The sequence below is a fragment of the Mycobacterium sp. MAA66 genome (genome assembly GCF_041261665.1).
GTDB lineage: Bacteria > Actinomycetota > Actinomycetes > Mycobacteriales > Mycobacteriaceae > Mycobacterium.
The window spans coordinates 902,698-922,659 of record NZ_JBGCCC010000001.1; the positions used below are offsets into that span (position 1 = coordinate 902,698).

The 19,962-nt window shown below is 63.1% G+C and carries 19 protein-coding genes; 10 read left to right on the forward strand and 9 right to left on the reverse strand.

Annotated features, from left to right (window positions below; all coding sequences use genetic code 11):
• Positions 1-103 precede the first annotated feature (103 nt).
• Positions 104-913: a helix-turn-helix domain-containing protein gene (locus tag ABIA30_RS04385; RefSeq protein WP_370062414.1), complete on the forward strand. Its 810-nt coding sequence runs from the start codon at positions 104-106 to the stop codon at positions 911-913.
• Between the two features lies 1 nt (position 914).
• Here ABIA30_RS04385 and ABIA30_RS04390 read toward each other — a convergent pair whose 3' ends face one another.
• The gene (locus ABIA30_RS04390; RefSeq protein ID WP_370062416.1) at positions 915-1,751 is read right to left on the reverse strand and encodes an SDR family NAD(P)-dependent oxidoreductase; all 837 of its coding nucleotides are present in this window, start codon (positions 1,749-1,751) and stop codon (positions 915-917) included.
• A 122-nt stretch (positions 1,752-1,873) separates the two neighbouring features.
• Between ABIA30_RS04390 and ABIA30_RS04395 the strand changes: the two genes are divergently transcribed.
• Both ABIA30_RS04395 and ABIA30_RS04400 read left to right on the forward strand, forming a co-directional pair.
• On the forward strand, positions 1,874-2,362 hold the full coding sequence (locus ABIA30_RS04395) for a universal stress protein (protein ID WP_370062418.1): 489 nt from the start codon (positions 1,874-1,876) through the stop codon (positions 2,360-2,362).
• A 19-nt stretch (positions 2,363-2,381) separates the two neighbouring features.
• On the forward strand, positions 2,382-3,410 hold the full coding sequence (locus tag ABIA30_RS04400) for an alpha/beta fold hydrolase (protein ID WP_370062420.1): 1,029 nt from the start codon (positions 2,382-2,384) through the stop codon (positions 3,408-3,410).
• 60 nt (positions 3,411-3,470) lie between these two features.
• Here ABIA30_RS04400 and ABIA30_RS04405 read toward each other — a convergent pair whose 3' ends face one another.
• Both ABIA30_RS04405 and ABIA30_RS04410 read right to left on the reverse strand, forming a co-directional pair.
• Positions 3,471-4,091, reverse strand: coding sequence for a cutinase family protein (locus tag ABIA30_RS04405; RefSeq protein ID WP_370063327.1), 621 nt, complete (start codon positions 4,089-4,091; stop codon positions 3,471-3,473).
• Positions 4,092-4,319: 228 nt separating this feature from the next.
• A complete protein-coding gene (locus ABIA30_RS04410; RefSeq protein WP_370062422.1) occupies positions 4,320-5,000 on the reverse strand; it encodes a VC0807 family protein in 681 nt (226 codons plus the stop codon).
• A gap of 265 nt (positions 5,001-5,265) precedes the next feature.
• On the opposite strand from ABIA30_RS04410, the gene ABIA30_RS04415 reads away from it, so the two are divergent.
• From ABIA30_RS04415 to ABIA30_RS04445, 7 genes are all read left to right on the forward strand, one after another.
• Entirely contained in the window at positions 5,266-6,450 is a 1,185-nt protein-coding gene (locus ABIA30_RS04415; RefSeq protein ID WP_370063329.1) for a lipid-transfer protein, read from the forward strand.
• A gap of 1 nt (position 6,451) precedes the next feature.
• On the forward strand, positions 6,452-6,871 hold the full coding sequence (locus ABIA30_RS04420) for a MaoC family dehydratase N-terminal domain-containing protein (RefSeq protein ID WP_370062424.1): 420 nt from the start codon (positions 6,452-6,454) through the stop codon (positions 6,869-6,871).
• Complete coding sequence (locus ABIA30_RS04425) at positions 6,868-7,266, forward strand: MaoC/PaaZ C-terminal domain-containing protein (protein ID WP_370062425.1); 399 nt, start codon at positions 6,868-6,870, stop codon at positions 7,264-7,266. Before ABIA30_RS04420 ends, ABIA30_RS04425 begins: the two co-directional genes overlap by 4 nt.
• A 15-nt stretch (positions 7,267-7,281) precedes the next feature.
• The gene (locus tag ABIA30_RS04430; RefSeq protein WP_370062426.1) at positions 7,282-8,112 is read left to right on the forward strand and encodes an SDR family NAD(P)-dependent oxidoreductase; all 831 of its coding nucleotides are present in this window, start codon (positions 7,282-7,284) and stop codon (positions 8,110-8,112) included.
• Positions 8,113-8,125: 13 nt separating this feature from the next.
• The gene (locus ABIA30_RS04435) at positions 8,126-9,283 is read left to right on the forward strand and encodes an acyl-CoA dehydrogenase family protein (RefSeq protein ID WP_370062427.1); all 1,158 of its coding nucleotides are present in this window, start codon (positions 8,126-8,128) and stop codon (positions 9,281-9,283) included.
• Between the two features lie 97 nt (positions 9,284-9,380).
• Positions 9,381-10,928 (forward strand): long-chain-fatty-acid--CoA ligase, encoded by a 1,548-nt coding sequence (locus ABIA30_RS04440; protein WP_370062429.1) that lies wholly within the window; start codon positions 9,381-9,383, stop codon positions 10,926-10,928.
• A gap of 19 nt (positions 10,929-10,947) precedes the next feature.
• Positions 10,948-12,111 carry a TetR/AcrR family transcriptional regulator gene (locus ABIA30_RS04445; RefSeq protein WP_370062431.1) on the forward strand — a complete coding sequence of 388 codons (1,164 nt, stop codon included), beginning with the start codon at positions 10,948-10,950 and terminating at the stop codon, positions 12,109-12,111.
• Here ABIA30_RS04445 and ABIA30_RS04450 read toward each other — a convergent pair.
• From ABIA30_RS04450 to ABIA30_RS04475, 6 genes are all read right to left on the reverse strand, one after another.
• Positions 12,108-13,286 (reverse strand): glycosyltransferase 87 family protein, encoded by a 1,179-nt coding sequence (locus ABIA30_RS04450; RefSeq protein ID WP_370062433.1) that lies wholly within the window; start codon positions 13,284-13,286, stop codon positions 12,108-12,110. The genes ABIA30_RS04445 and ABIA30_RS04450 overlap by 4 nt on opposite strands.
• A 176-nt stretch (positions 13,287-13,462) precedes the next feature.
• The gene (locus ABIA30_RS04455) at positions 13,463-14,986 is read right to left on the reverse strand and encodes an amidohydrolase (protein ID WP_370063331.1); all 1,524 of its coding nucleotides are present in this window, start codon (positions 14,984-14,986) and stop codon (positions 13,463-13,465) included.
• 144 nt (positions 14,987-15,130) lie between these two features.
• Positions 15,131-16,660, reverse strand: coding sequence for a GMC family oxidoreductase (locus ABIA30_RS04460; RefSeq protein WP_370063332.1), 1,530 nt, complete (start codon positions 16,658-16,660; stop codon positions 15,131-15,133).
• 1 nt (position 16,661) lies between these two features.
• Positions 16,662-18,056 carry a cytosine permease gene (locus ABIA30_RS04465; RefSeq protein WP_370062435.1) on the reverse strand — a complete coding sequence of 465 codons (1,395 nt, stop codon included), beginning with the start codon at positions 18,054-18,056 and terminating at the stop codon, positions 16,662-16,664.
• Between the two features lie 19 nt (positions 18,057-18,075).
• Positions 18,076-19,557, reverse strand: coding sequence for an aldehyde dehydrogenase (locus ABIA30_RS04470; RefSeq protein WP_370062437.1), 1,482 nt, complete (start codon positions 19,555-19,557; stop codon positions 18,076-18,078).
• Positions 19,558-19,568: 11 nt separating this feature from the next.
• Positions 19,569-19,958 (reverse strand): cupin domain-containing protein, encoded by a 390-nt coding sequence (locus tag ABIA30_RS04475; protein ID WP_370062439.1) that lies wholly within the window; start codon positions 19,956-19,958, stop codon positions 19,569-19,571.
• Positions 19,959-19,962: the final 4 nt, after the last annotated feature.

Consider the following 19,962-nt stretch of genomic DNA (forward strand, 5'->3'; position numbering starts at 1 on the left):
GCTGCTCCTTCGTGGTGGTCTGTTCTCACTCTCGGCCCAAAAAAGACGACGTAGAAGACCGCGCTGACCCTGGTAGTCGTGGGGACAGGGTTAGGCTCGATCGGTGGCGGAGAACTCCAACGTCTTGGGCGACTATCTGCGCGCGCGGCGCGAGCAGATCCGGCCTGAAGACGTCGGGCTGATCGGGGGATCGCGTCGTCGGGTCCCTGGCCTGCGGCGCGAAGAACTGGCCCTGTTGGCCGGTATCAGCGTGGAGTACTACCTGCGGCTGGAACAAGGGCGCGACAAGAATCCGTCGCCGGAGGTGATCACCGCCCTCGCGAAGGCATTGCAGCTGGACGTGAAGGCCGCCGAATACCTGCATCAAATCGCCGCTCCACGAACGCTTCGCGCGGAACAACCGACTGTCGAAGTCGTCGCGGATGGCGCCGACGAGCTGATCGACCAGTTTCCGATGCCCGCGATCGTCGCCAGCCGCTGCCTGAATGTCCTGGCTGCCAACCCGGTTGCGCGAGCGCTGTCATGCGGGCTCGAACCAGGCGAGAACTTTCTGCGTTGGCGGTTGTTGGACCCGCGAGCGCGCGAGCAGTTCGTCGACTGGGAAAGCACCACCGATGTGGTGATCAGTGGACTCAGAGAAGCTGCGGGGAGCGCACCCAACGACCCAGCGGTACGGGCCCTGGTTGACGAATTATCAACGCGCAGTGACTATTTCCGCGACAGATGGGCAAAGGCCGACGTCGGCTACCGCCCGGGCGTGATTCACCTGCGACATCCCGTTGTCGGCGAACTCTACCTGCACCGAAACAGGTTCAACATTCCCCATTCCGGTGGACAGCACCTGTTGACCTATCGGGCTCAACCCGCAAGCGCGTCCGCCGCCGCGCTCGAAGCGCTGAAGGCGACGATCTGAATCAGCTGCGAGGCACTCCGAAAACTCTGGCCAGCAGTCGGTCCCGCAGCGTCGTCGGGATATTCGTCATCAACGCGACCTGAGCCTTGGGTCCGAATCCGACGATGTAACGCGCCTTGGGCCGACGCGCAGTCAGCGCTTCCTCCACCACGGCAACGACCTTCGCCGGTGCCACTGCCATCTTCTGCGACAACGGGACCATTTTCTTCATGCCGGCGATATGTCGGTCGTACAGCGCGCGGTGCGCGGGTGAGGTCGCGGCCTCCAACTCGGCCACCATGTCGTCGGCCTTGCGCCACAGATCGGTATCGGTCTGGGCAGGTTCCACCACCACCACGGGAATGTGCCAGGGCCGCAGTTCAATTCGCAGCGCCTCTGCGCCCGCCTCCAAGGCGAACTTCGACGCCGCATAGGCACCCATCATCGGCGTTGACAACTGACCGTTCACGCTCGAGATGAACACCACCCGGCCGCGCGATTCGCGCAGCTTCGGCAGTACCGCCGCAGTGACTGCGAACTGGCCGACCACGTTCACCTCGAACTGCTTGCGCCAGTCCTCCGACGTGAGCGTTTCGACCGGTCCGGCCACCACGATGCCCGCATTGTTCACCACCGCATCCAGGCGGTCCGGTAGCGAGCCGGCCAGTGCCGCGATGTGGTCGGCATCGGTGACATCGAGAACGACCGCGGAGATCCGCTGCGGGTTGAGAGCTGTCACCGCTGTGGCATCGGCGTTTGTCCGTACCCCGGCAATGACGTCCCACCCGGATGCGGCCAGATGGTCCACGATGGCTTTGCCGATACCTCGTGCGGCACCGGTCACCAGAACTGAAGGCATATCCGCGAGAGTAATCCGCGACCCACACAAACCTGGCACCCACCGGAGAATTCAAAGCCCACCATCGACCGCGCAGCGCACGCTAATGTCTTGACGTTGCCACGACTGCAAGGGAGGCGGCCATGGGTGGCTATCGGACGGTCATTGTGGGCACCGACGGCTCGGCCTCGTCGATGCGGGCGGTTGAGCGAGCCGGCGCGTTTGCCGCGCAACAGAACGCGAAACTTATTGTCGCGAGTGCCCATTTGCACGATATCGAAAGGGGCGGCTGGTCACGACCCCCATCTCCGGAGAAGTCGGTTGATCGCCGCGCCGAGGATGCCCTGGGGCGTGAGAGCGGATATCGGATGCACGGCGACGCGGCCGTGTACGAAATCCTGCGCGACGCACACGAACGCGCGACCGCTGCGGGTGCTCAAGACATCGAAGAGCGGGCGGTCGTCGGCGCGCCCGTCGACGCACTGATTGCGCTGGCCAAGGAAGTTGACGCAGATCTGATCGTCGTGGGCGACGTGGGATTGAACTCGACGGCAGGACGATTGCTGGGCTCGGTCCCCGCTGACATCGCACGGAAGGTCAAGATCGACATCTTGATCATCCACACCGCCTAGCTGATCCCGGCGGGCCGACATGGACGGACGTGCCCGGGAGTGGCTGGACGCGGGTGGCCACTTCGAGTGGGTTCCATCGGAGCCCATGCAACATGCCGGCAAGCTGAATATCTTCCACGCCGAGTTCGGTGATCCCGAAGCTCCGCTGATATTGATGGTGCACGGGTTTCCCACCAGCAGCATCGACTGGCAGGACGTAGTAGGCGAGCTCAGCGCCGACCACCGGGTCTGCGTGCTCGACTTGCCCGGCTTCGGATTCTCCGACAAGCCCAAAGGCGAGCGCTATACCTTGCATCGCGACAGCGAGTTGCTCGGCTACTACCTGCTCGACATCCTCGGCGCACGGCAGGGCGCGGTTGTCGCCCATGACCGAGGCGACAGCGTCGCACTGTCCTTTGCTCACAGGTGCAGTACCGGACAGACGCCGTTCGACGTGACCAATCTGGTACTGAGCAATGGCAATATCTTTTTGCCGCTGTCGAACCTGACCGACTTCCAGCGACTGGTCCTCAACCCTCAGACGGCCGCCACGACGGTCGCCGCCATCACGCCCGAGATGCTTGCCGTTGGTTTGGGTCAGACCACGTTCACGCCTCGGCGCGCACTCGAAGACCCGACGATCACGGCACTGGCGGACTCGTTCGCCATGAACGACGGTCTCGGGGTGATTCACGACACCATCCAATATTTGGTGGAGCGTTCCGAGCACGAGCAGGAATGGCTCGAGGCGCTCGCGGCAATGCCCGTCAAGACAACGGTGGTGTGGGGGCTGTATGACGAGGTCTCGCCGCTTCGCGTCGCTGCGCACGTGTGGAACGACCACCTCGCGACGAAGCCGGGCGGCAATGAATTCTGGCTGCTGCCACGAGCAAACCACTATCTGCAGAACGATCAGCCGCGGGAGTTCGTACAAGTCCTCCAGGCGACCTTGACGAACAGCTCGCCCAACGCGCCGGGTGTACTGAGTCCCGACCCGGGTGCTCCGGTGTTCCTCGATCGGTCTCGGCCGCGACTGCCGACGGCAACGGAGGCGCTGCGCGGCGCGTAAGCACCTTGCGTGTCCGTCAAATCTGTTGCACTACAACCGATCTGAACACAGTATCGACAGTCAGAGACGGGCGGCCGCGAACTGCGCCGCTTGGTCGACCATGCCGTTGGCGATGTAGGAGTTGTGCGCGCCGTTGGGCGGTCCAGGCGGGGCCCCGTTGCAGATGGTGTCGCCCGGGGCGCACTGATTGATGGTCTTGGGCACATACAGCGGCCCGATGGTGATTTGTGGTGCACCGGCGTCGGCAAGGAACTGATTCGATGGGTTTCCGAACAGGGCCACTGCGGCGACGTGGGTGGCTATCGCCGGCGGCATAGGAGGCGGTACGAAAGCTTCGGGGACACCCGGCGGGATTTCGGCGGACGTGCTGAACGCCGCCACGGCGGCACCCTGCGAGAAACCGCCGAGCACAATCCTGGTGGCGGGGCAGCTCGCGGCCACTGCCTGAATGTGGTTTGTAGTGTCCCTGATCCCGTCGATGACGGTGAGGGCGAACTGGAAGCCGTCGCCGAAGTCGGCGCCGGCCGCGTAGTTCACCGGGTACACACTCACCGACTTCGCACCCGCCTTGGCGCGCAATGCATCGACGAATGCCTGTCCGATGCCGCCGACCCCCGGCGGCTCGCCGGTTCCGCGGGCAAACACCACGTCTGCGTCTGGACATGGGTCCGCGGTGGCCATCGGTACCGGAGCGCCGATCAACGCCAGCACAGCGAATGCGGCCGCGACGCAGGCGAACCCGCGAAATCCGTAACGGTGGGGTGCCACAGTGCTTTCCGCGCCATCATTCGTATGCATAGAAACCCTTTGCGTCGTGTGGAAGTGCCGATCGCCCATACCGATGTTACGGAACGTCCTGGAGTTGGGCGCACACACGCGGTGCCGACTTCCGGTTGGCAACAGTGGGTTTCACCCAGAGGCTTCGACTTGCTCCCGCTTGAACCTGCGGATCAGGAGCAGCACAGGTGCGCCGATGACCAGGGTGCCGACGCACCCGACGAGATTCACCAGACCGTTCGCGATGTCGAAGGGCAGGGTGAAAATGATGGCCAGGAGAACGGCCACCTGGATCAGCAGCCCGACACCGACAATCGCGGACAACCGGACATGCAACGACCGGAGCGCAGCCGACAACCCGACACCAGAGGCCACATCGGGCATGAACCTCGCGGCGACGAACTGGGTCATCGGCTTGCCGGCCATGCAGCTGGCCAGGAAGATCACCGCTGCGGCCGCCCCGACGAGTGTCTGTCCGGCGAGGATCAGCCGCGCATCGGTGGTGATCATCGCGACCGCCAGAGTCAGCCCGAACATCAACATCAGATAGCCGGCATACGGATCGAGCCGGCGTGTTGTGGTCAGGCCATACACAACCGGAATACCCGCGACGACCGTCGCGGTCAGCAGGGCGAAGTACTCCGAGCCTCCCGCGGCGCGCAGGCCATAGAACGCAACCAGCGGTGCCGCGACCTCGACCACTGTGCGGATGATGGCACGCCGTTTGGCGGCTGCGCGACCGGATTCAGTGCGGTCGACATCGGCGGACGGAATCGACGTCGCTGACTCGATGACGTCTGTGCGGTTGGTCATTGCGTTGGCCTTTCGAGACGGGGCAGTGCTGCGAGTCCAGCGTCCCCTGCACCCACGCGCGTGTATGTCCGGCGACCGGGTGATGTTTCGGGGGAGAAGGCGGTCAACTGATCGGGGGACAGGGTCGATCCGCGATACCCCCGGACTCGCCTTCGACGCCCGCCTCGACCTCGGGCCGAACCGGCTTCGGCAATATCCGCTCTTGCCGAAGGAACAATCTCATGCTGTACTAAGTGAATCATCAATAGTTAGGTGGTTGGAAAAAATGAAACGACGGGTCATCGTCGCCGGAGTCGGAATGATTCCCTTTACGACGCCGAGAAACAGCGAGTCATACGACGTCATGGGGGAGAAAGCTGCTCGAGCAGCGCTCGCCGACGCGGGCGTCGACTACGCCGATGTGAATCAGGCCTATGTCGGCTATGTGTACGGAGACTCCACCTGCGGGCAGGCTGCCGTCTACGGCATCGGCCAGAGCGGCATACCCGTGATCAACGTCAACAACAACTGCTCGACGGGTTCGTCGGCCTTGTTTCTCGCTCGTCAGGCTGTCGAATCCGGCGCAGCTGAGTGCGTTCTCGCTCTCGGGTTCGAACAGATGCAACGCGGCGCCCTCGGGTCGATGTGGAGCGACCGCCCAACTCCGTTCCGGCGCTTCGACGAAGTCGCCCACGCGATCCAAGGTGCAGATGACTCGCCGTTTGCCGCACAGTATTTCGGCGGCGCGGGACGCCAGTATGCCGAGAAGTACGGCACCGCACCCGAAACGTTCGCCAGGATTTCGGTGAAGGCGCGCCAGCATGCAGCGAACAACCCCTATGCCGTGTTCCGCGATGCAGTAACGGTCGACGAAGTCATGGCATCGCCTCAGATCTACGGACCCCTCACCCGACTGCAGTGCTGCCCACCGACCTGCGGTGCCGCAGCAGCGATCGTGTGCAGCGAGGAATTCGCGCGTAAGCACAATCTCGACGCGTCGGTCGCGATCAAGGCTCAGGCCATGACAACCGACTCCCCGTCGACCTTCGAATCCAACGACATGATGCGGGTCGTCGGCTACGACATGGCCAAGGCTGCGGCCGACGCAGTGTACGAAGCGTCGGGCGTCTCGCCCACAGACATTCGCGTCGTCGAGCTGCACGACTGCTTCACCGCGAACGAGCTGATCACCTACGAAGGCCTCGGCCTCACGCCCGAAGGTACCGCCGAAAAGTTCATCCTTGATGGAGACAACACCTACGGCGGTCGCGTCGTCACCAACCCATCCGGCGGGCTGCTGTCCAAGGGACACCCGCTCGGCGCAACCGGTCTGGCCCAGTGCACGGAACTCGTCTGGCAGCTGCGGGGCACCGCCGGGGCGCGTCAGGTCGACGGCGTGAAGGTTGCGCTCCAGCACAACATCGGGCTCGGCGGCGCAGCCGTCGTCACTCTGTACGAGAAGGTGAACTGACATGGCCGTCGATACCGCGGCAATCGGAACCGAGCTTCCCGCAACCACATTGACCGTCGACGCCGGACGACTACGGTTCTTCGCCAAGGCGATCGGCGACGCAGCCGACGACCACCTGCGCGTGCCACCGACGTTCCTGTTCTCGATCGAGTTGGAGAACCCGAATCCGTTCGGCTGGGCCGATCAGCTCGGCATCGACCTGCGGTTCGTGCTGCACGGCGAGCAGTCGTTCACCTATCACTCGCTCGCGCACGCCGGCGACGTCCTGACCGCGACGCCCCGGATCACCGACGTCTACAGCAAGAAGGGCGGCGCGCTCGACTTCATCGTCAAGGAAACGACCGTCACGCGGGCCGACGGCTCGTTGGTTGCGGAACTGAAAACCGTGATCGTGGTCAGGAATCCAGGAGCAGGAAAATGACTACACCCGAAACACTCTCGGTCGGAACCGAGCTGGCACCCTTGAAGATTCGCCCGATCTCGCGGACCACCCTGGCATTGTTCGCCGGTGCCTCGGGCGATCACAACCCCATGCACATCGACATCGACGTTGCGAAGTCCGCAGGCCTGGACGACGTGTTCGCGCACGGCATGCTGTCGATGGCCTATCTGGGTCGGTTACTCACCGACAACTTCGATCCGGCGAATATCCGCTCCTACCAGGTGCGATTCGCATCCATCACACCGGTCCACGGCAAGCCGACCGCCACAGGCACCATCACGTCAATCGAAAATGGCCTGGCCACAATCGAACTCACTGTCACGCTCGAAGACGGCACCGTCACGCTCACCGGCGACGCCACCGTCGCACTCTGAAAGGCACTGAAAATCATGGGAACTCTTGAAAGCAAAGTCGCCATCGTCTCCGGCTCGGGCCGTGGCATCGGCCGCGAGATCGCGTTGAAGCTCGCCTCCGAGGGCGCGAAGGTCGTCGTCAACGATCTCGACGCCGAACCGGCCAAAGAAACGGTAGCCGCTATCGAAGCGGCTGGTGGTCAGGCTGTTTCGTGTGTGGGCAGCGTCACCGACGCCGATTTCGGCGAGCGATTCGTCCAGGCCGCTGTCGACAATTTCGGTGGTCTCGACATCATCATCAACAACGCCGGCTACACCTGGGACTCGGTCATCCAGAAAATGACCGACGACCAGTGGGACGCGATCCTCGACGTACACCTCAAGGCGCCGTTCCGGATTCTGCGCGCGGCTCAACCGGTGATCGCCGCCCAGGTGAAGAAAGCCAAGGAAGCCGGCGAGCCGATCCCGTGCCGCAAGGTCGTCAACATCTCATCGATGGCCGGCACGGGCGGCAATGCGGGACAGGCCAACTACTCTGCAGCGAAAGCCGGAATCACCGGTCTGACAAAGACGCTCGCCAAGGAATGGGGGCGCTACAACGTCACCGTCAACACGGTCGCATTCGGATTGATCAAGACGCGGTTGACCTCAGCACCGGCCGACGGTGACGGCACGATCGACATCGACGGTAAAGAGATCAAGGTCGGGGTCAACCCGAGCCTGCTCGCCGCAATGGAACAGATGATCCCGCTCGGCCGCGGCGGCGAACCCTCCGAAGCGGCGGGAGCGGTGTACCTGTTCTGCATCCCCGAATCAAACTATGTCAGCGCACAGACACTGCTCTGTGGCGGCGGCTTCAACTTCTAAGGACGTGGGTGACGTGACCACCCCCAGATATCGATCGGCCTGGGCCGACGACGAAGTCGTCGCACTCAAGGAAATGGCAACCAAGTTCTTTGTGAGCGAAGCACTCCCGCATCGCGAACGGTGGATCGAACAGAAGCGTGTCGATCGCGAATTCTGGCTAGAGGCGGGCAAAGTCGGCCTGCTGTGTGCCTCGATCCCTGAGGAATACGGTGGCGGCGGTGGCACGATCGCCCACGATCTGGTGATTTACCAGGCCGCGCTCGAACTGACCGAGATGGGCTTCGGCGTCGGCGCCGGGGTGCACGGCAGTCTCGTCGCGAACTACATCAACACATACGGAACCGAAGAGCAGAAGCATCGTTGGCTTCCGAAGATGGCCAGCGGTGAGTTCATCGGCGCCATTGCGATGACCGAGCCTGGTGGTGGGTCCGACCTGAAAGCAGTGCGCACCACCGCAATCCGAGACGGTGACGAGTACATTGTCAACGGTTCCAAAACGTTCATCTCGAACGGCGTCAACGCTGACATCGTCATCCTCGTCCTCAAGACAGATCCCTCCGCCGGGGTGAAGGGCGTGTCGCTACTCGTCGTTGAGACCCGTGGCCTGCCTGGATACCGCGTCGGTCGGGTGCTCGACAAGGTCGGTATGAAGGCGCAGGACACTGCGGAACTGTTCTTCGACGACATGCGAGTTCCGGTCGGAAATCTCCTGGGCGAAGAGGGCAAAGGGTACGCGTACGCGATGAAGCAACTCGCGCACGAACGTGTCTTGATTTCCGACATGGCCGCCACGATGGCGGAGGCCGCCGTTGCGGAGACCGTCAGGTACACCAAGGAACGCCACGCGTTCGGTGCGCCGCTGTTCGAGTTGCAGAACACGCGTTTCGAACTCGCGCACTGCGCAACACTCGCCCAGGTGACGCGGGTGTACGTCGACAGCTGCATCGAACGCCACCTCCGTGGCGAGCTCGACGCCGCCGGCGCATCGATGGCCAAGGCGTACGCGACCGAGGTGCAGTGCGAGGTCATCGACCGGTGCGTCCAGCTCTTCGGCGGTTATGGGTACATGCTCGAATACCCCATCGCGCGGATGTATGCGGATTCCCGTGCGCAGAAGATCTACGCCGGCGCAAATGAAGTCATGAAGGAACTGATCGCGCGCTCGTTGTAGTCGGGCTCGATCCCCGATAGCAGGTTGATGAAACGCCGTATCCGGCAGCGATACCTCGATACCGTGACCAAAAGCAGCACTGGCTAGGAGTACACAGATGTACCTCACCCAATCGCTTCATCGCGCCCTTCAGCAGCGCCCCGGTTCAATTGCGACGATTTTCAACGACCGCGTTCGGACTGTCGCCGAATCGGCTGACCGCATAGCACGGTTTGCGGGCGCGTTACGCGAACTTGGCGTCGAGGAGGGTCACCGGGTAGGAATTCTCAGCCTCAACTCCGATCGATATCACGAGTACCTCTATGCGGTGCCGTGGCTCGGCGCGGTGGTGAACCCGGTGAACATTCGTTGGAGTCCCGCGGAGATCGTGTATTCGCTGGAAGAGTCCCGCACCAAGATTCTGCTCGTGGACGACGCGTTCGCTCCTGCGATCGAGCCGATCCGAGCTGCTTTTCCTGGACTCGCGACCGTCATCTTCATCGGCGATGGTGCGCAGCCGGCAGATACCCTTTCGTACGAAACTCTTGTCGCGCAAAGTGATCCCGTCGAAGACAGCTACGCCGGTGGCGACGATCTCCTCGGCGTGTTCTACACCGGCGGGACGACTGGGCACCCCAAAGGAGTGATGCTCAGCCACGACAACATCGTGACGTCGGCGCTCGGCGGTCAGGCGACGGTGCAATTGGTCGCGCCGGGGGGCAAGCTGCTCCACGCAGCGCCGATGTTCCATCTCGCTGACTTCGCGGCATGGACAATCGGCAACATCGTCGGGGTGACACACGTCATCGTGCCGATGTTTACCTCAGCTGGCGTCTTGAAAGCCATTGGGGAGCACCAGATCGACTCAGCACTGCTGGTCCCGACGATGATCCAGATGCTGGTCGACGATCCGGCACTGACCGATCACGACCTCGGCAGCGTCCAAAGTGTCATTTACGGCGCATCGCCGATCGCCGAGGCGGTGCTGAGTCGCGCGAGAGCGGCTTTCCCTGCCGCACAATTCACCCAGGCCTACGGCATGACGGAAGTGTCCGCGGTGGCCACCGTGTTGACTCCCGAAGATCACGACAGACCCGAATTGGGCCGTTCAGCCGGACGCGCCTGCGCGCATGTCCAAGTACGGATCGTCGATCAGGACGACAACGAGGTGCCGCGTTGCGAGGTCGGTGAGGTTGTCGTCAAGGGTGACAACGTCATGCTCGGCTATTGGAATCGGCCCGAGGACACCGAAGCTGCGATCGTCGACGGCTGGATGCACACCGGTGACGGTGGCCGGATGGATGAGAGCGGTTACGTATTCATCGTCGACCGGATCAAGGACATGATCATCACCGGCGGCGAGAACGTGTACAGCGCCGAAGTCGAGAATGCTTTGGCGAAGCACCCGGCTGTCGCATCGTGCGCGGTCATCGGAGTTCCGGATCCGCAATGGGGCGAGCGCGTTCACGCGGTTGTGGTGTTGCTCCCCGGTCACTCGACAACCGAGGATGAGCTCCGCGGACATTGCAAAACGCTGATCGCGAACTACAAGGTTCCGCGCAGCGCCGAGTTCGTCGATGCATTGCCGTTGTCCGGTGCTGGCAAGATTCTCAAGCGCGAGCTCCGGAAGAAATTCTGGGAGGGAACGGCAACACAAGTTTCGTAAGCAATCGGGGAGGACCGGGATGAGTGACAAGCCGGCACGTGGTACTAGGCCGTCGAACCGTCGGGAACTCATCCTGATAGCTGCCGAAGACCTGTTCTATCGCAACGGATTTGCGAACGTCGGTGTCGGCGATATTGCAGACGCCGTCGCGATCGGACCTTCGGCGCTGTACCGCCACTTTGGCAGCAAACAAGAGTTGCTTGCGCAGGTAGTGACCGATGGGCTGGACGCGACTGACAAGATGCTGGCCGAATCGAGCCCGGCGACGCACGCACTCGCTGCCAATGTCGCGGCCAGCATGATCGAACACCGTTCCGTTGGGATCCTGTGGCACAGGGAGTCGCGAAACCTCCCGCCAGATAGCCGAGCGGCGATTCGCTCACAGGTGCGTGACATCGGGGCGCGGCTCGCGGCGATGATCGTCGGCGAACGACCGAACATCGGAGCCGCCGAGGCCGACCTGCTGGCGTGGTGCGTACTCGGAGCCGGAACAAGTATCTCGTACCACAATCTCGAACTCCCAGAGCCCGATTTCAGTCGGCTTTTGACAGCGTTGATTGTTGCGGTACTTGAGGCAGACGTGCCGACGCTGCTCGAGCGGACGGTTGAACCGGCAATCACTGAGATCCTGGAGCGTTCGCGTCGCGATACGATCATCACCCGATCCGTGAAATTATTTGTCGAACAAGGCTATTCGAACGTCGGGATCGAAGACATCGGTGCTGCTGTCGGCATCGCCGGCCCAAGTGTTTACAACCATTTCGACACCAAAGCCGACATTCTGGTCGCTGCGATGGAGCGCGGAGACGAATGGCTGCGGGTCGACATGAACCGCACGCTTGCCCGAGCCACCGACAGCTCGGATGGCCTCCGCCGCCTGGTGACGAGCTACTGCGAATTCGTCTTCGAATACCCGCAATTGGTGCAGCTCTTGATCACCGAGATCGTGCAGCTTCCTCCAGAGGAACAACATCGGATGCGGACCGCTCAGTACCAGTATGTTGCCGAGTGGGTTCGGTTGGTGCGATCGGCGTACCCGGGTTGCGACGCGACGAGCGCGAGGATTCGCGTCCAGGCGGTCATCAACATGATCAACGACATCGCGTTGACCGGGCACCTGCGCTGCTATGACAATTCCAGCGACGCTTTGGTCGGTATCGGTATGAACCTGCTGACGGCCTAGCTGGGCTGTAATACCTTCGGTCGTTCCCGCGCGCTGATAGGGGTCCTCTTCGAGAGGACGATCCAGGTAAGGGTGGCGATCGCGCCGGCGAGATACACGGTGGCACCCCAGGCCAGGTACCACGGTCGGCCGATCTGCGTGATATCGGTCTGCAGAACCTCCAGCCCATTGGGTATCTGTATCAGCATCAGTGCTATCCAGGCCGCGCCGACAATCTTCGAGCCGCTTCGCTCGGTGCCGTTGAACAACCACATCACCAACGGCACCAACCACACCCAGTGATTGGTCCATGAGATGGGGGAGATCAGCAGCCCGCACAGCTGAATAACGAGAAGCCGACCGAGGGCGTCACTGGTGCGCCGCCATGCCAAGATGCTCAGAATCACCGTGGCCGCGAGCGCAGAGTTGAGTACCAATGTGCCGCCGGCGGAATGTCCGAGGATGCGACTCAACACCCCGAGCCATGACTGGTTGATTGCTCCGGCATAGTCGACCCGGGTGGCATCCCCGAATCGGGCGTACGACAGATAATGCACCGTGAGGTCGTGGAATGCCACGAAGCCAATCCCGAGAGTGGCCGCGAAAACCGCCATGGACACGGCTAGGGCCTTGTAGCGCTGCTGCCCGAGAAAGTAGAACCACGTCATCGCGGGGGTGAGTTTGAAGCCCGCAGCAATGCCGATCAGCGTTCCGGACACCGCGTCGCGCGTGGTGTACGCGGCGTACAGCACCGCCAGGGCGAGGAACACCCCGACTTGACCGAGGCAGAGAACGTTGACCACCGGCTCGAACCAAAGGCTCGCGGCGGTCCACAGCATCGCCGACCGCTGATCACCTTTGCCGATAAGTTTCTGTGTGACCCGGATGCAGCCGTACCACGCCGCGACCGTCGCGGCGAACCACATTGATTCGATGATGCACATGGGCAAGAAGTGCAGCGGGTAGAGGACCATAGCCGCGAACGGCGGGTACATGAACGTGCCAACGACGTTGCTTGCGGCGATGACATCGCCGCTACCTCGGTTGATGTCGTAAAGGTGTCCGGTGGTGAGGCGCGCCGACTGAATGACCAACGTGTGTAGGTCGCAGAAGTGCGGACCCATCATGGTGTTGCCGACCGCACTGATGGTGATACTCAGGGCCAGGATGTAGGGCGCCAAGCTTTTCCGTCGCATGTTTCCCCCTATTAATAGCGACGTCAGTTATTTATCAGTTGCGGCCCAGGCGCGGGCGGTAACGCAGAAGTCGGCACCGCACTCTCACGTAGCACACAGGAAACACCAAGATGGCGTTAATCAATCCGGGGGACAACCGTCATCGTGACGAAACCATGCACGTTGACGGGCTGCGGTTAGGAGGCGTGGTAGACGGTCTTGCCGCCGACGACGGTCTGAGTGACTTGTACCGCCCCAATGTCCTCTGCGGTGAAGACGTCCTGATCAAGGATCACCAGATCGGCCAGCATGCCTTCGGCAACATGGCCGGTTCTGCCCTGGCCGTTCGCACGCGCCGAGCCCGCGGTGTATGCGTGTATTGCCGATTGCAGCGTGATCGCCTCTTGTGCTTGCAGCGGGATATCAAAGACGCCATCGCCGATCGCATGGGGATCGGCACGCGTGCCGGTGCGATGCACCGCAGTGTGGATGGCCCACAGCGGGTTCGGGTCAGTCACGGGCCAGTCGCTGCCCATGGCCAGGACCGCGCCGTGCCGCTGGATGGATGCAAACGGGAAATGCCATGGCTCACGTTCCGGCCCGAGCAGCGGGAGCTTGCGCTCGACGATCTCCTTGTCCCGCCTAGCCCACAGCGCTTGGATGTTAGCGATGATGCCGAGCTGTCCGAAGCGCGGAATATCCTGTGGATCAACCACATCCAGGTGGGCGATCTGATGACGGCCACCGAATTGCGGATGCTCGGTGATGGCATGTTCGAGCGCGTCAAGGCATTCCCGCACCGCGCGGTCGCCGACCGCGTGCATGTGGATGCCGAAGCGCTCGCCAGCCAGTAGCGCAGTGACCTTCTGCAGATCTTCGGGGGCGATAAATGACTGACCCGTATCGTGACCGGCGACGGCACGGTAGGGCGCCAGCATCGCTGCGGTGCAGTTCTCGCAGATGCCGTCCTGCATGACCTTGACCATGTTCGCAGTGAAACGCGAATAGCCCGCGCGATTTCGGCGATCGATCAGCCCCTCAATTTGCTCGACGCCGTGGTCGGCCTCCCACCACAGTGCCCCGACCACCCGCGCAGTGAGTTCGCCGGACTCGTCTGCATCGACGTAGGTCGCGAAATTATCTTTTAGCCCGAAGAATTCGGCGCCCACGGCGGCGTCTTGCCAGCCCGTGACGCCGACTGCGTGCAGTCGACGTTGCGCCTCGCTCAACGCACGACGCATGAACTCCGGTGTCACCTCCGGGATGAGGGCGTTGACCGCGTCGCCGCCACGATCCAGCAATACCCCGGTCGGTTCGCCGGCGTGGTCCCTGATGATCCGGCCGCCAACCGGATCAACCGTGTCGGCGCTGATTCCAGCCAGTTCCAAGGCGCGGGTGTTCACCCATGCGCCGTGATAATCGTGGCTGGTCAGGATGACGGGCCGGTCGAAGACCACGGAGTCGATGTCGTGGCGGGTGGGAAACCCGTTGGGAAAGGCATCTCCGTACCAGCCGGCACCGGCGATCACGGTGTCGTCGGGATTGCGTGCTGCGTAGTCGGCAATGGCCGCGACATAGGTCGCGCGGTCGTGGCCCAGACCGGAGAAATCGCACCGCAGCGCCACCATGCCCGCGGCGACCGGATGTGCATGCGCGTCAATGAATCCGGGCAGCAGGCTCGCACCGCCGAGATCTGTAGTGTCGGTGTGCTTTCCGACCATGTCGCGGTCGACGCCGCGGCCGACGCCGACGATGGTGTCGCCGTGGATTGCGACGGTATCGGCGGGTTCGGCATCGGCGCTCCGGAACACAGCGGCGTTGGTGAAGATGCGGTCGGCGAACACGATGGTGCCTTCAGTTCAGGTTCAGGGGCGGTCGGCGAGCAGCAGTACACTGGCGTGCTCGGCGAGAGCCATGATCGTGCCCACCGGGTTGACCGACGGGATGGTGGGGAACACCGATGCGTCGACGACCCGCAGACCGTCCACACCGTGTACCCGTAGCCGGGAATCGCACACCGCCAACGGATCGTCGTCCGCGCCCATCCGGCAGGTTCCGGAGACGTGATACACCGTCTGGTGGGTGGCGCGCAAGGCTTCGGACAGCTCCTCGTCGGACTGCGCTTCGGGACCCGGAAATACCTCGCGGACAATCCAATTGGACATCGGTTCGGCGGCGGCGATGCGGCGGGCCAGCCGGATTCCGGCGACCAGGACCGCCTCGTCATGTCCGTCCTGATCGGTGAAGTACCGATAGTCGATCAACGGACGTTCGGCAGGATCTGACGAGGTGATCCACACCCGTCCACGACTGCTCGGCTTGGCCACGTTCGGGGCGATCGACACAATGCGCTCGGGCATCACCACGCCGCGCGCGATGGCGTGGTCGGCAACGGCCTCGACGGGAAAGTGCATCAGCACCTCGGGCCGCGCGGGGCTGTCATCCGACAAGCGCACTGCGGCACCAGCATCCCAGCCCGTGGCGCAGGTGTCGGGAATATCGGCCCCGGCCTCCCAGACGATGAGCCCTTCGGCATGATCCATCAGGTTCTCGCCGACGCCCGGGGCCGCCACCACGGTCTCAATACCGGCAGCAGCTAGCACCTCGACAGGACCGATCCCAGAGAGCTGCAACAACTTTGGCGAATCAATGGCGCCGCAGCACACGATGACCTCACGATCGGACCGAAACTCGCGGCGGTTGCCGTCGTTGTCACGGGTGATCACGCCAACGGTCCTACCGTCCTCGATGAGCAGCCGTTCGGCGTGCTGGCCGTACTCGACCACGAGATTGTCGCGGTGATCGATGGCGTCGTGCAGGTAGTGCACCGAGGTCGAGGATCGGAGGTGAGTGGCTGGGGTGTAACCGATTTCGAAGAACCCCGCACCGACACCGGTGGCGGCGAAGTCGGGATCGGAGTTCCAGGCCCGGCGGGCGGGCAGGGCCAACGCCCGCCGGGCGGAGCTCACGACGTCGTTGACGTACGGGTTGCGGTCCTTGTCGGCGACCGGTTCCACCGGCGCCAGGATGCGGTCGAATGCGGCATGCACTGCGGGGGTGTCCCAGCCCGTGACACCGAGCGCGGCCCATTCTTCGAGATCAGCGGCCAGTGGCCGCCAGGTGATCATGGTGTTCGCCGTCGAGCAACCACCGAGGATCTGCATCCGGGCCTGCCGGATATCAGAGTTGCCCCGCACCTGCGGGACACTGCGGTAATCGAGGTCGTATTCGCTTTCCAGCATCTGCGGCCAGCGCCGGATGTCCCGAGCGCGGGGCTCGGATCTGTCCGTGGGACCGGCTTCAAGGACCGTGACGGTGATGTTCGGATCCTCGGAAAGTCGTGACGCGACGATACATCCAGCGGTTCCGCCGCCGATAACCAGATAGTCAGCCATGTCACGCAACAGCCGGCTCCATCGTGGACAGGGATGCCTTCGGACGCATCAGCAAGTAATACATCGGGCAGATGATGGCCAGGCCGACGATCCACGAGATGTCCACGCCACCGAGGGCCTTGGCGGCGAATCCGGTGAACAGTGTGGTCGACAGGAACGGGATCTGCACGGCGATGCCGACGAAGTAGCAGGCGATGGCGACCCAGTTGAACTTCCCGTACTGTCCGCCGTCACGCTCGAACAACGAGTCGATGTCGTAGACGCCGTGGCGCAGCAAGTAGTAGTCGACGAGGTTGACTGCGGTCCAGGGGATCAGCACGCACAGCAGCAGGGACAGGAAGTTCGCGTAGTTGGCCAGGAAGTCATCGGCGCTGACCAAGGCCGGGATCATCGCGATGACGAACAACACGACGGCCGTCGCGGCGCGGCTGCCGGCCCCGGGACGCCACCGCGGAAAGATGTTCTGCCCCACCGTGATCGTGGACAGTGCACCGCAGTAGAGGTTCATGGCGTTGGTGGCGGTGATGCCGATTGCGAAGATGCCGAACACTCCGGTACTTACTCCGCGGGTGAGCGTCGAGAGCCCTTCGAGGGTTTCGTCGGTCGGCAACGCGGCACCGACCAGCACACCGAGCAGCATGGGCAGCACGGAGCCCAGGACACAACCGGCGTAGGTGCCCCAGAACGCGGCACGCTGCCCGGTGTCCTTGGGCATATACCGCGTGTAATCGGAAACATAAGGGGCATAAGCAATCTGCCACAGTGCAGCTACCGACAGAGACGCCATGAAGCCGGCCCAGGTGGATCCGCTGGTGTGCCAGGCTTCCGTCGGCAGCCCGTTGACCCCGACCATCCAGACGAACGCGACAATCAGCGCGCCACCGGCGACCACCGACAGCAGTGCGGTGACTTTGTGGATGAGCTGGTAGCCAACCACGGTGGCCACCACGCTGATCAGGCCGATGATCGTGATCGCCCAGTTGGTGGGCAGCCCGGTCACCTTGGCCAGTGCCTGGCCGCCGAGCACCGCGTTCGACGCAAAGAAGCCGAGGTACATGAAGACCACCAGGATGACCACGAGAAGGCTGCCGTACGAACCGAACTGGGCTCGGGTCTGCAGCATCTGGGGCACGCCCATCTGCGGTCCTTGGGCTGCGTGCAGTGCCATCACCACACCGCCGATGACGTTGCCCAGCACGATCGCGCATGCGCCGGCCCATAACGGAAGGTGGAACACCGTGGTCGCAAGAGCGCCGGTGATAATGGTCAGCAACATAATGTTGGAGCCGAACCAGACGGTGAACAAGTCTCGGGCACGCCCATGGCGTTCGTCGACCGGGACGTGTTCGATGGTCCGCTGTTCAACGGGTGCGGACACCGGCGCTTTGTCGTTCATGGTCTCCCTATCTGGAGGATTAGAGCGCAATCCAGGTGGTTTTCAGCCCGGTGAACTTGTCCAGGGCGTGCAGCGACAGGTCGCGGCCGAACCCGGATTGTTTGAAACCACCGAACGGAGTCTGCGGGCTGAGTGCGTCGACCGTGTTCACCGAGACGGTGCCGGCGCGCAGTGCGGCCGAAACCCGGTGGGCCCGGGACAGATCCCGCGTCCATAGCGACGCCGCCAACCCGTAGATGGTGTCGTTGGCCATCGAAACCGCTTGTGCCTCGTCGCGGAACGTCTGCACCGCGAGCACGGGACCGAACACCTCGTCGGTGATCAGTTCGGCCGTCGAGGACAGGTTGGCCACGATCGTCGGCGCGACAAAACAACCACGGCCATCAACGGTTTCACGGGTTCCGCCGACGAGGATCTCGCCGTCGGCGCGGGCCCGGTCAATGAACCCCATGACGCGCTGTGTGTGGTGCTCGTCGACCAATGCGCCCATGGTGGAGGAGGGATCGAGCGGGTCTCCGGGCCGTACGCTGGCGGTACGCTTCACCAGTTCGACGATGAATTCGTCCGCGATCGACTCGTCCAGCAGCAGGCGGGAATTCGACGAACACACTGCGCCCTGGTTGTAGAACGCACCGAAGATCGCCTTGTCGACGGCGGCGTCGAGATCGGCATCGGCGAACACCACGTTCGGACTCTTGCCGCCCATCTCAAGCCAGACCTGCTTGGCGTTGGACTCCGCCGCATACCGCAGGAATCGCTTGCCGGTTTCGGTCGATCCGGTGAACGCGATCACGTCCACATCGAGGTGCCGTCCCAGCGCTTCACCCGCGGTGGGGCCGAGCCCCGGAACGACGTTGAGCACGCCTTCAGGTAGTCCAGCTTCCAGCGCGAGTTCGGCGAGGCGCAAAGACGACAGGGGCGCCTGCTCGGCCGGCTTGAGCACAACGCTGTTGCCAGCGGCCAGCGCCGGCGCCGACTTCCAGACCGCAAGGTCCAACGGAAAATTCCACGGCGTCACGGCTCCGATGACGCCGAGCGGTTCACGCGTGACGAGGGCGAGATTGCCGGGGTCAGTCGGCGCGATCTCGCCACTCTGCTTGTCGATGGCCTCGCCGTAGAACGCGAAAAGATCTGCGGCAGAGGGAACATCGACGGTGTGTGCCTCGACCACAAGCTTGCCCATGTCCAGGGAATCCAGCAACGCCAGTTCCGCGCTGTGCGTCATCATCAGCTCAGACAGCTTCTGCAGGACACGCTTACGGTGCGACGCCGAGGTCCGCGACCACACGCCCGATTCGAAGGACGCTCGCGCCGATGCCACCGCCGCATCAACGTCGACGGCATCAGCCGATGCCACCGCCGCGATGAGCTGACCGGTGGCGGGATTGATCGAGTCGAACGTTGCACCGGAGGCTGCGGCGCGAAAGTCACCGTCGATGAAAACCTCAGTACACGGGGTGATTTCACCTGCGAGGCGAGCCCAGTGGTCAAGCGTGGTCATGTGTCAACCTTTCAGGGAATGTAGATCGCGAACTGCTTGACCAAAGTCGCGGTCACCCGGTACTCGCCGGTCCACCCCTTGCGCAGGGTGTAGGCGTCGCCGGGGCCGAAGGTATGGGCGATGCCATCCTCGCCGGTGAGGGTGAGCGAGCCCTCCAGCACGCGGGTGTATTCGTCGCCGGGGTAGTCCTCGATGTACTCGGTGTATGGCTCGGCGCGCCACGAACCGACGGTGAACTTCTCGTCGGCGCTGGACAGGTGCACAGTCTCGGTTTCCGCCGGGTTGCCCGCGCGCAGGGTCTCCGGGGTGACGTAGCCGCTCGGGGTCATGGCCGCGACGGCTTCGGGGCCGGTCGGGATGAGAGCGACGAAACTTGTTGCCGTGGACATTTCAGTGGACATTCAT

Bases quoted from the DNA above. Each gene is read 5' to 3' on its own strand.
- ABIA30_RS04395 (WP_370062418.1), top strand. From the start codon at position 1,874: ATGGGTGGCTATCGGACGGTCATTGTGGGCACCGACGGCTCGGCCTCG.
- ABIA30_RS04415 (WP_370063329.1), top strand. From the start codon at position 5,266: ATGAAACGACGGGTCATCGTCGCCGGAGTCGGAATGATTCCCTTTACG.
- ABIA30_RS04455 (WP_370063331.1), bottom strand. From the start codon at position 14,986: ATGGTCGGAAAGCACACCGACACTACAGATCTCGGCGGTGCGAGCCTG.
- ABIA30_RS04475 (WP_370062439.1), bottom strand. From the start codon at position 19,958: ATGTCCACTGAAATGTCCACGGCAACAAGTTTCGTCGCTCTCATCCCG.
- ABIA30_RS04470 (WP_370062437.1), bottom strand. From the start codon at position 19,557: ATGACCACGCTTGACCACTGGGCTCGCCTCGCAGGTGAAATCACCCCG.
- ABIA30_RS04430 (WP_370062426.1), top strand. From the start codon at position 7,282: ATGGGAACTCTTGAAAGCAAAGTCGCCATCGTCTCCGGCTCGGGCCGT.
- ABIA30_RS04465 (WP_370062435.1), bottom strand. From the start codon at position 18,056: ATGAACGACAAAGCGCCGGTGTCCGCACCCGTTGAACAGCGGACCATC.
- ABIA30_RS04420 (WP_370062424.1), top strand. From the start codon at position 6,452: ATGGCCGTCGATACCGCGGCAATCGGAACCGAGCTTCCCGCAACCACA.
- ABIA30_RS04405 (WP_370063327.1), bottom strand. From the start codon at position 4,091: ATGGCCACCGCGGACCCATGTCCAGACGCAGACGTGGTGTTTGCCCGC.
- ABIA30_RS04425 (WP_370062425.1), top strand. From the start codon at position 6,868: ATGACTACACCCGAAACACTCTCGGTCGGAACCGAGCTGGCACCCTTG.
- ABIA30_RS04410 (WP_370062422.1), bottom strand. From the start codon at position 5,000: ATGACCAACCGCACAGACGTCATCGAGTCAGCGACGTCGATTCCGTCC.
- ABIA30_RS04390 (WP_370062416.1), bottom strand. From the start codon at position 1,751: ATGCCTTCAGTTCTGGTGACCGGTGCCGCACGAGGTATCGGCAAAGCC.
- ABIA30_RS04445 (WP_370062431.1), top strand. From the start codon at position 10,948: ATGAGTGACAAGCCGGCACGTGGTACTAGGCCGTCGAACCGTCGGGAA.
- ABIA30_RS04450 (WP_370062433.1), bottom strand. From the start codon at position 13,286: ATGCGACGGAAAAGCTTGGCGCCCTACATCCTGGCCCTGAGTATCACC.
- ABIA30_RS04440 (WP_370062429.1), top strand. From the start codon at position 9,381: ATGTACCTCACCCAATCGCTTCATCGCGCCCTTCAGCAGCGCCCCGGT.
- ABIA30_RS04400 (WP_370062420.1), top strand. From the start codon at position 2,382: ATGGACGGACGTGCCCGGGAGTGGCTGGACGCGGGTGGCCACTTCGAG.
- ABIA30_RS04460 (WP_370063332.1), bottom strand. From the start codon at position 16,660: ATGGCTGACTATCTGGTTATCGGCGGCGGAACCGCTGGATGTATCGTC.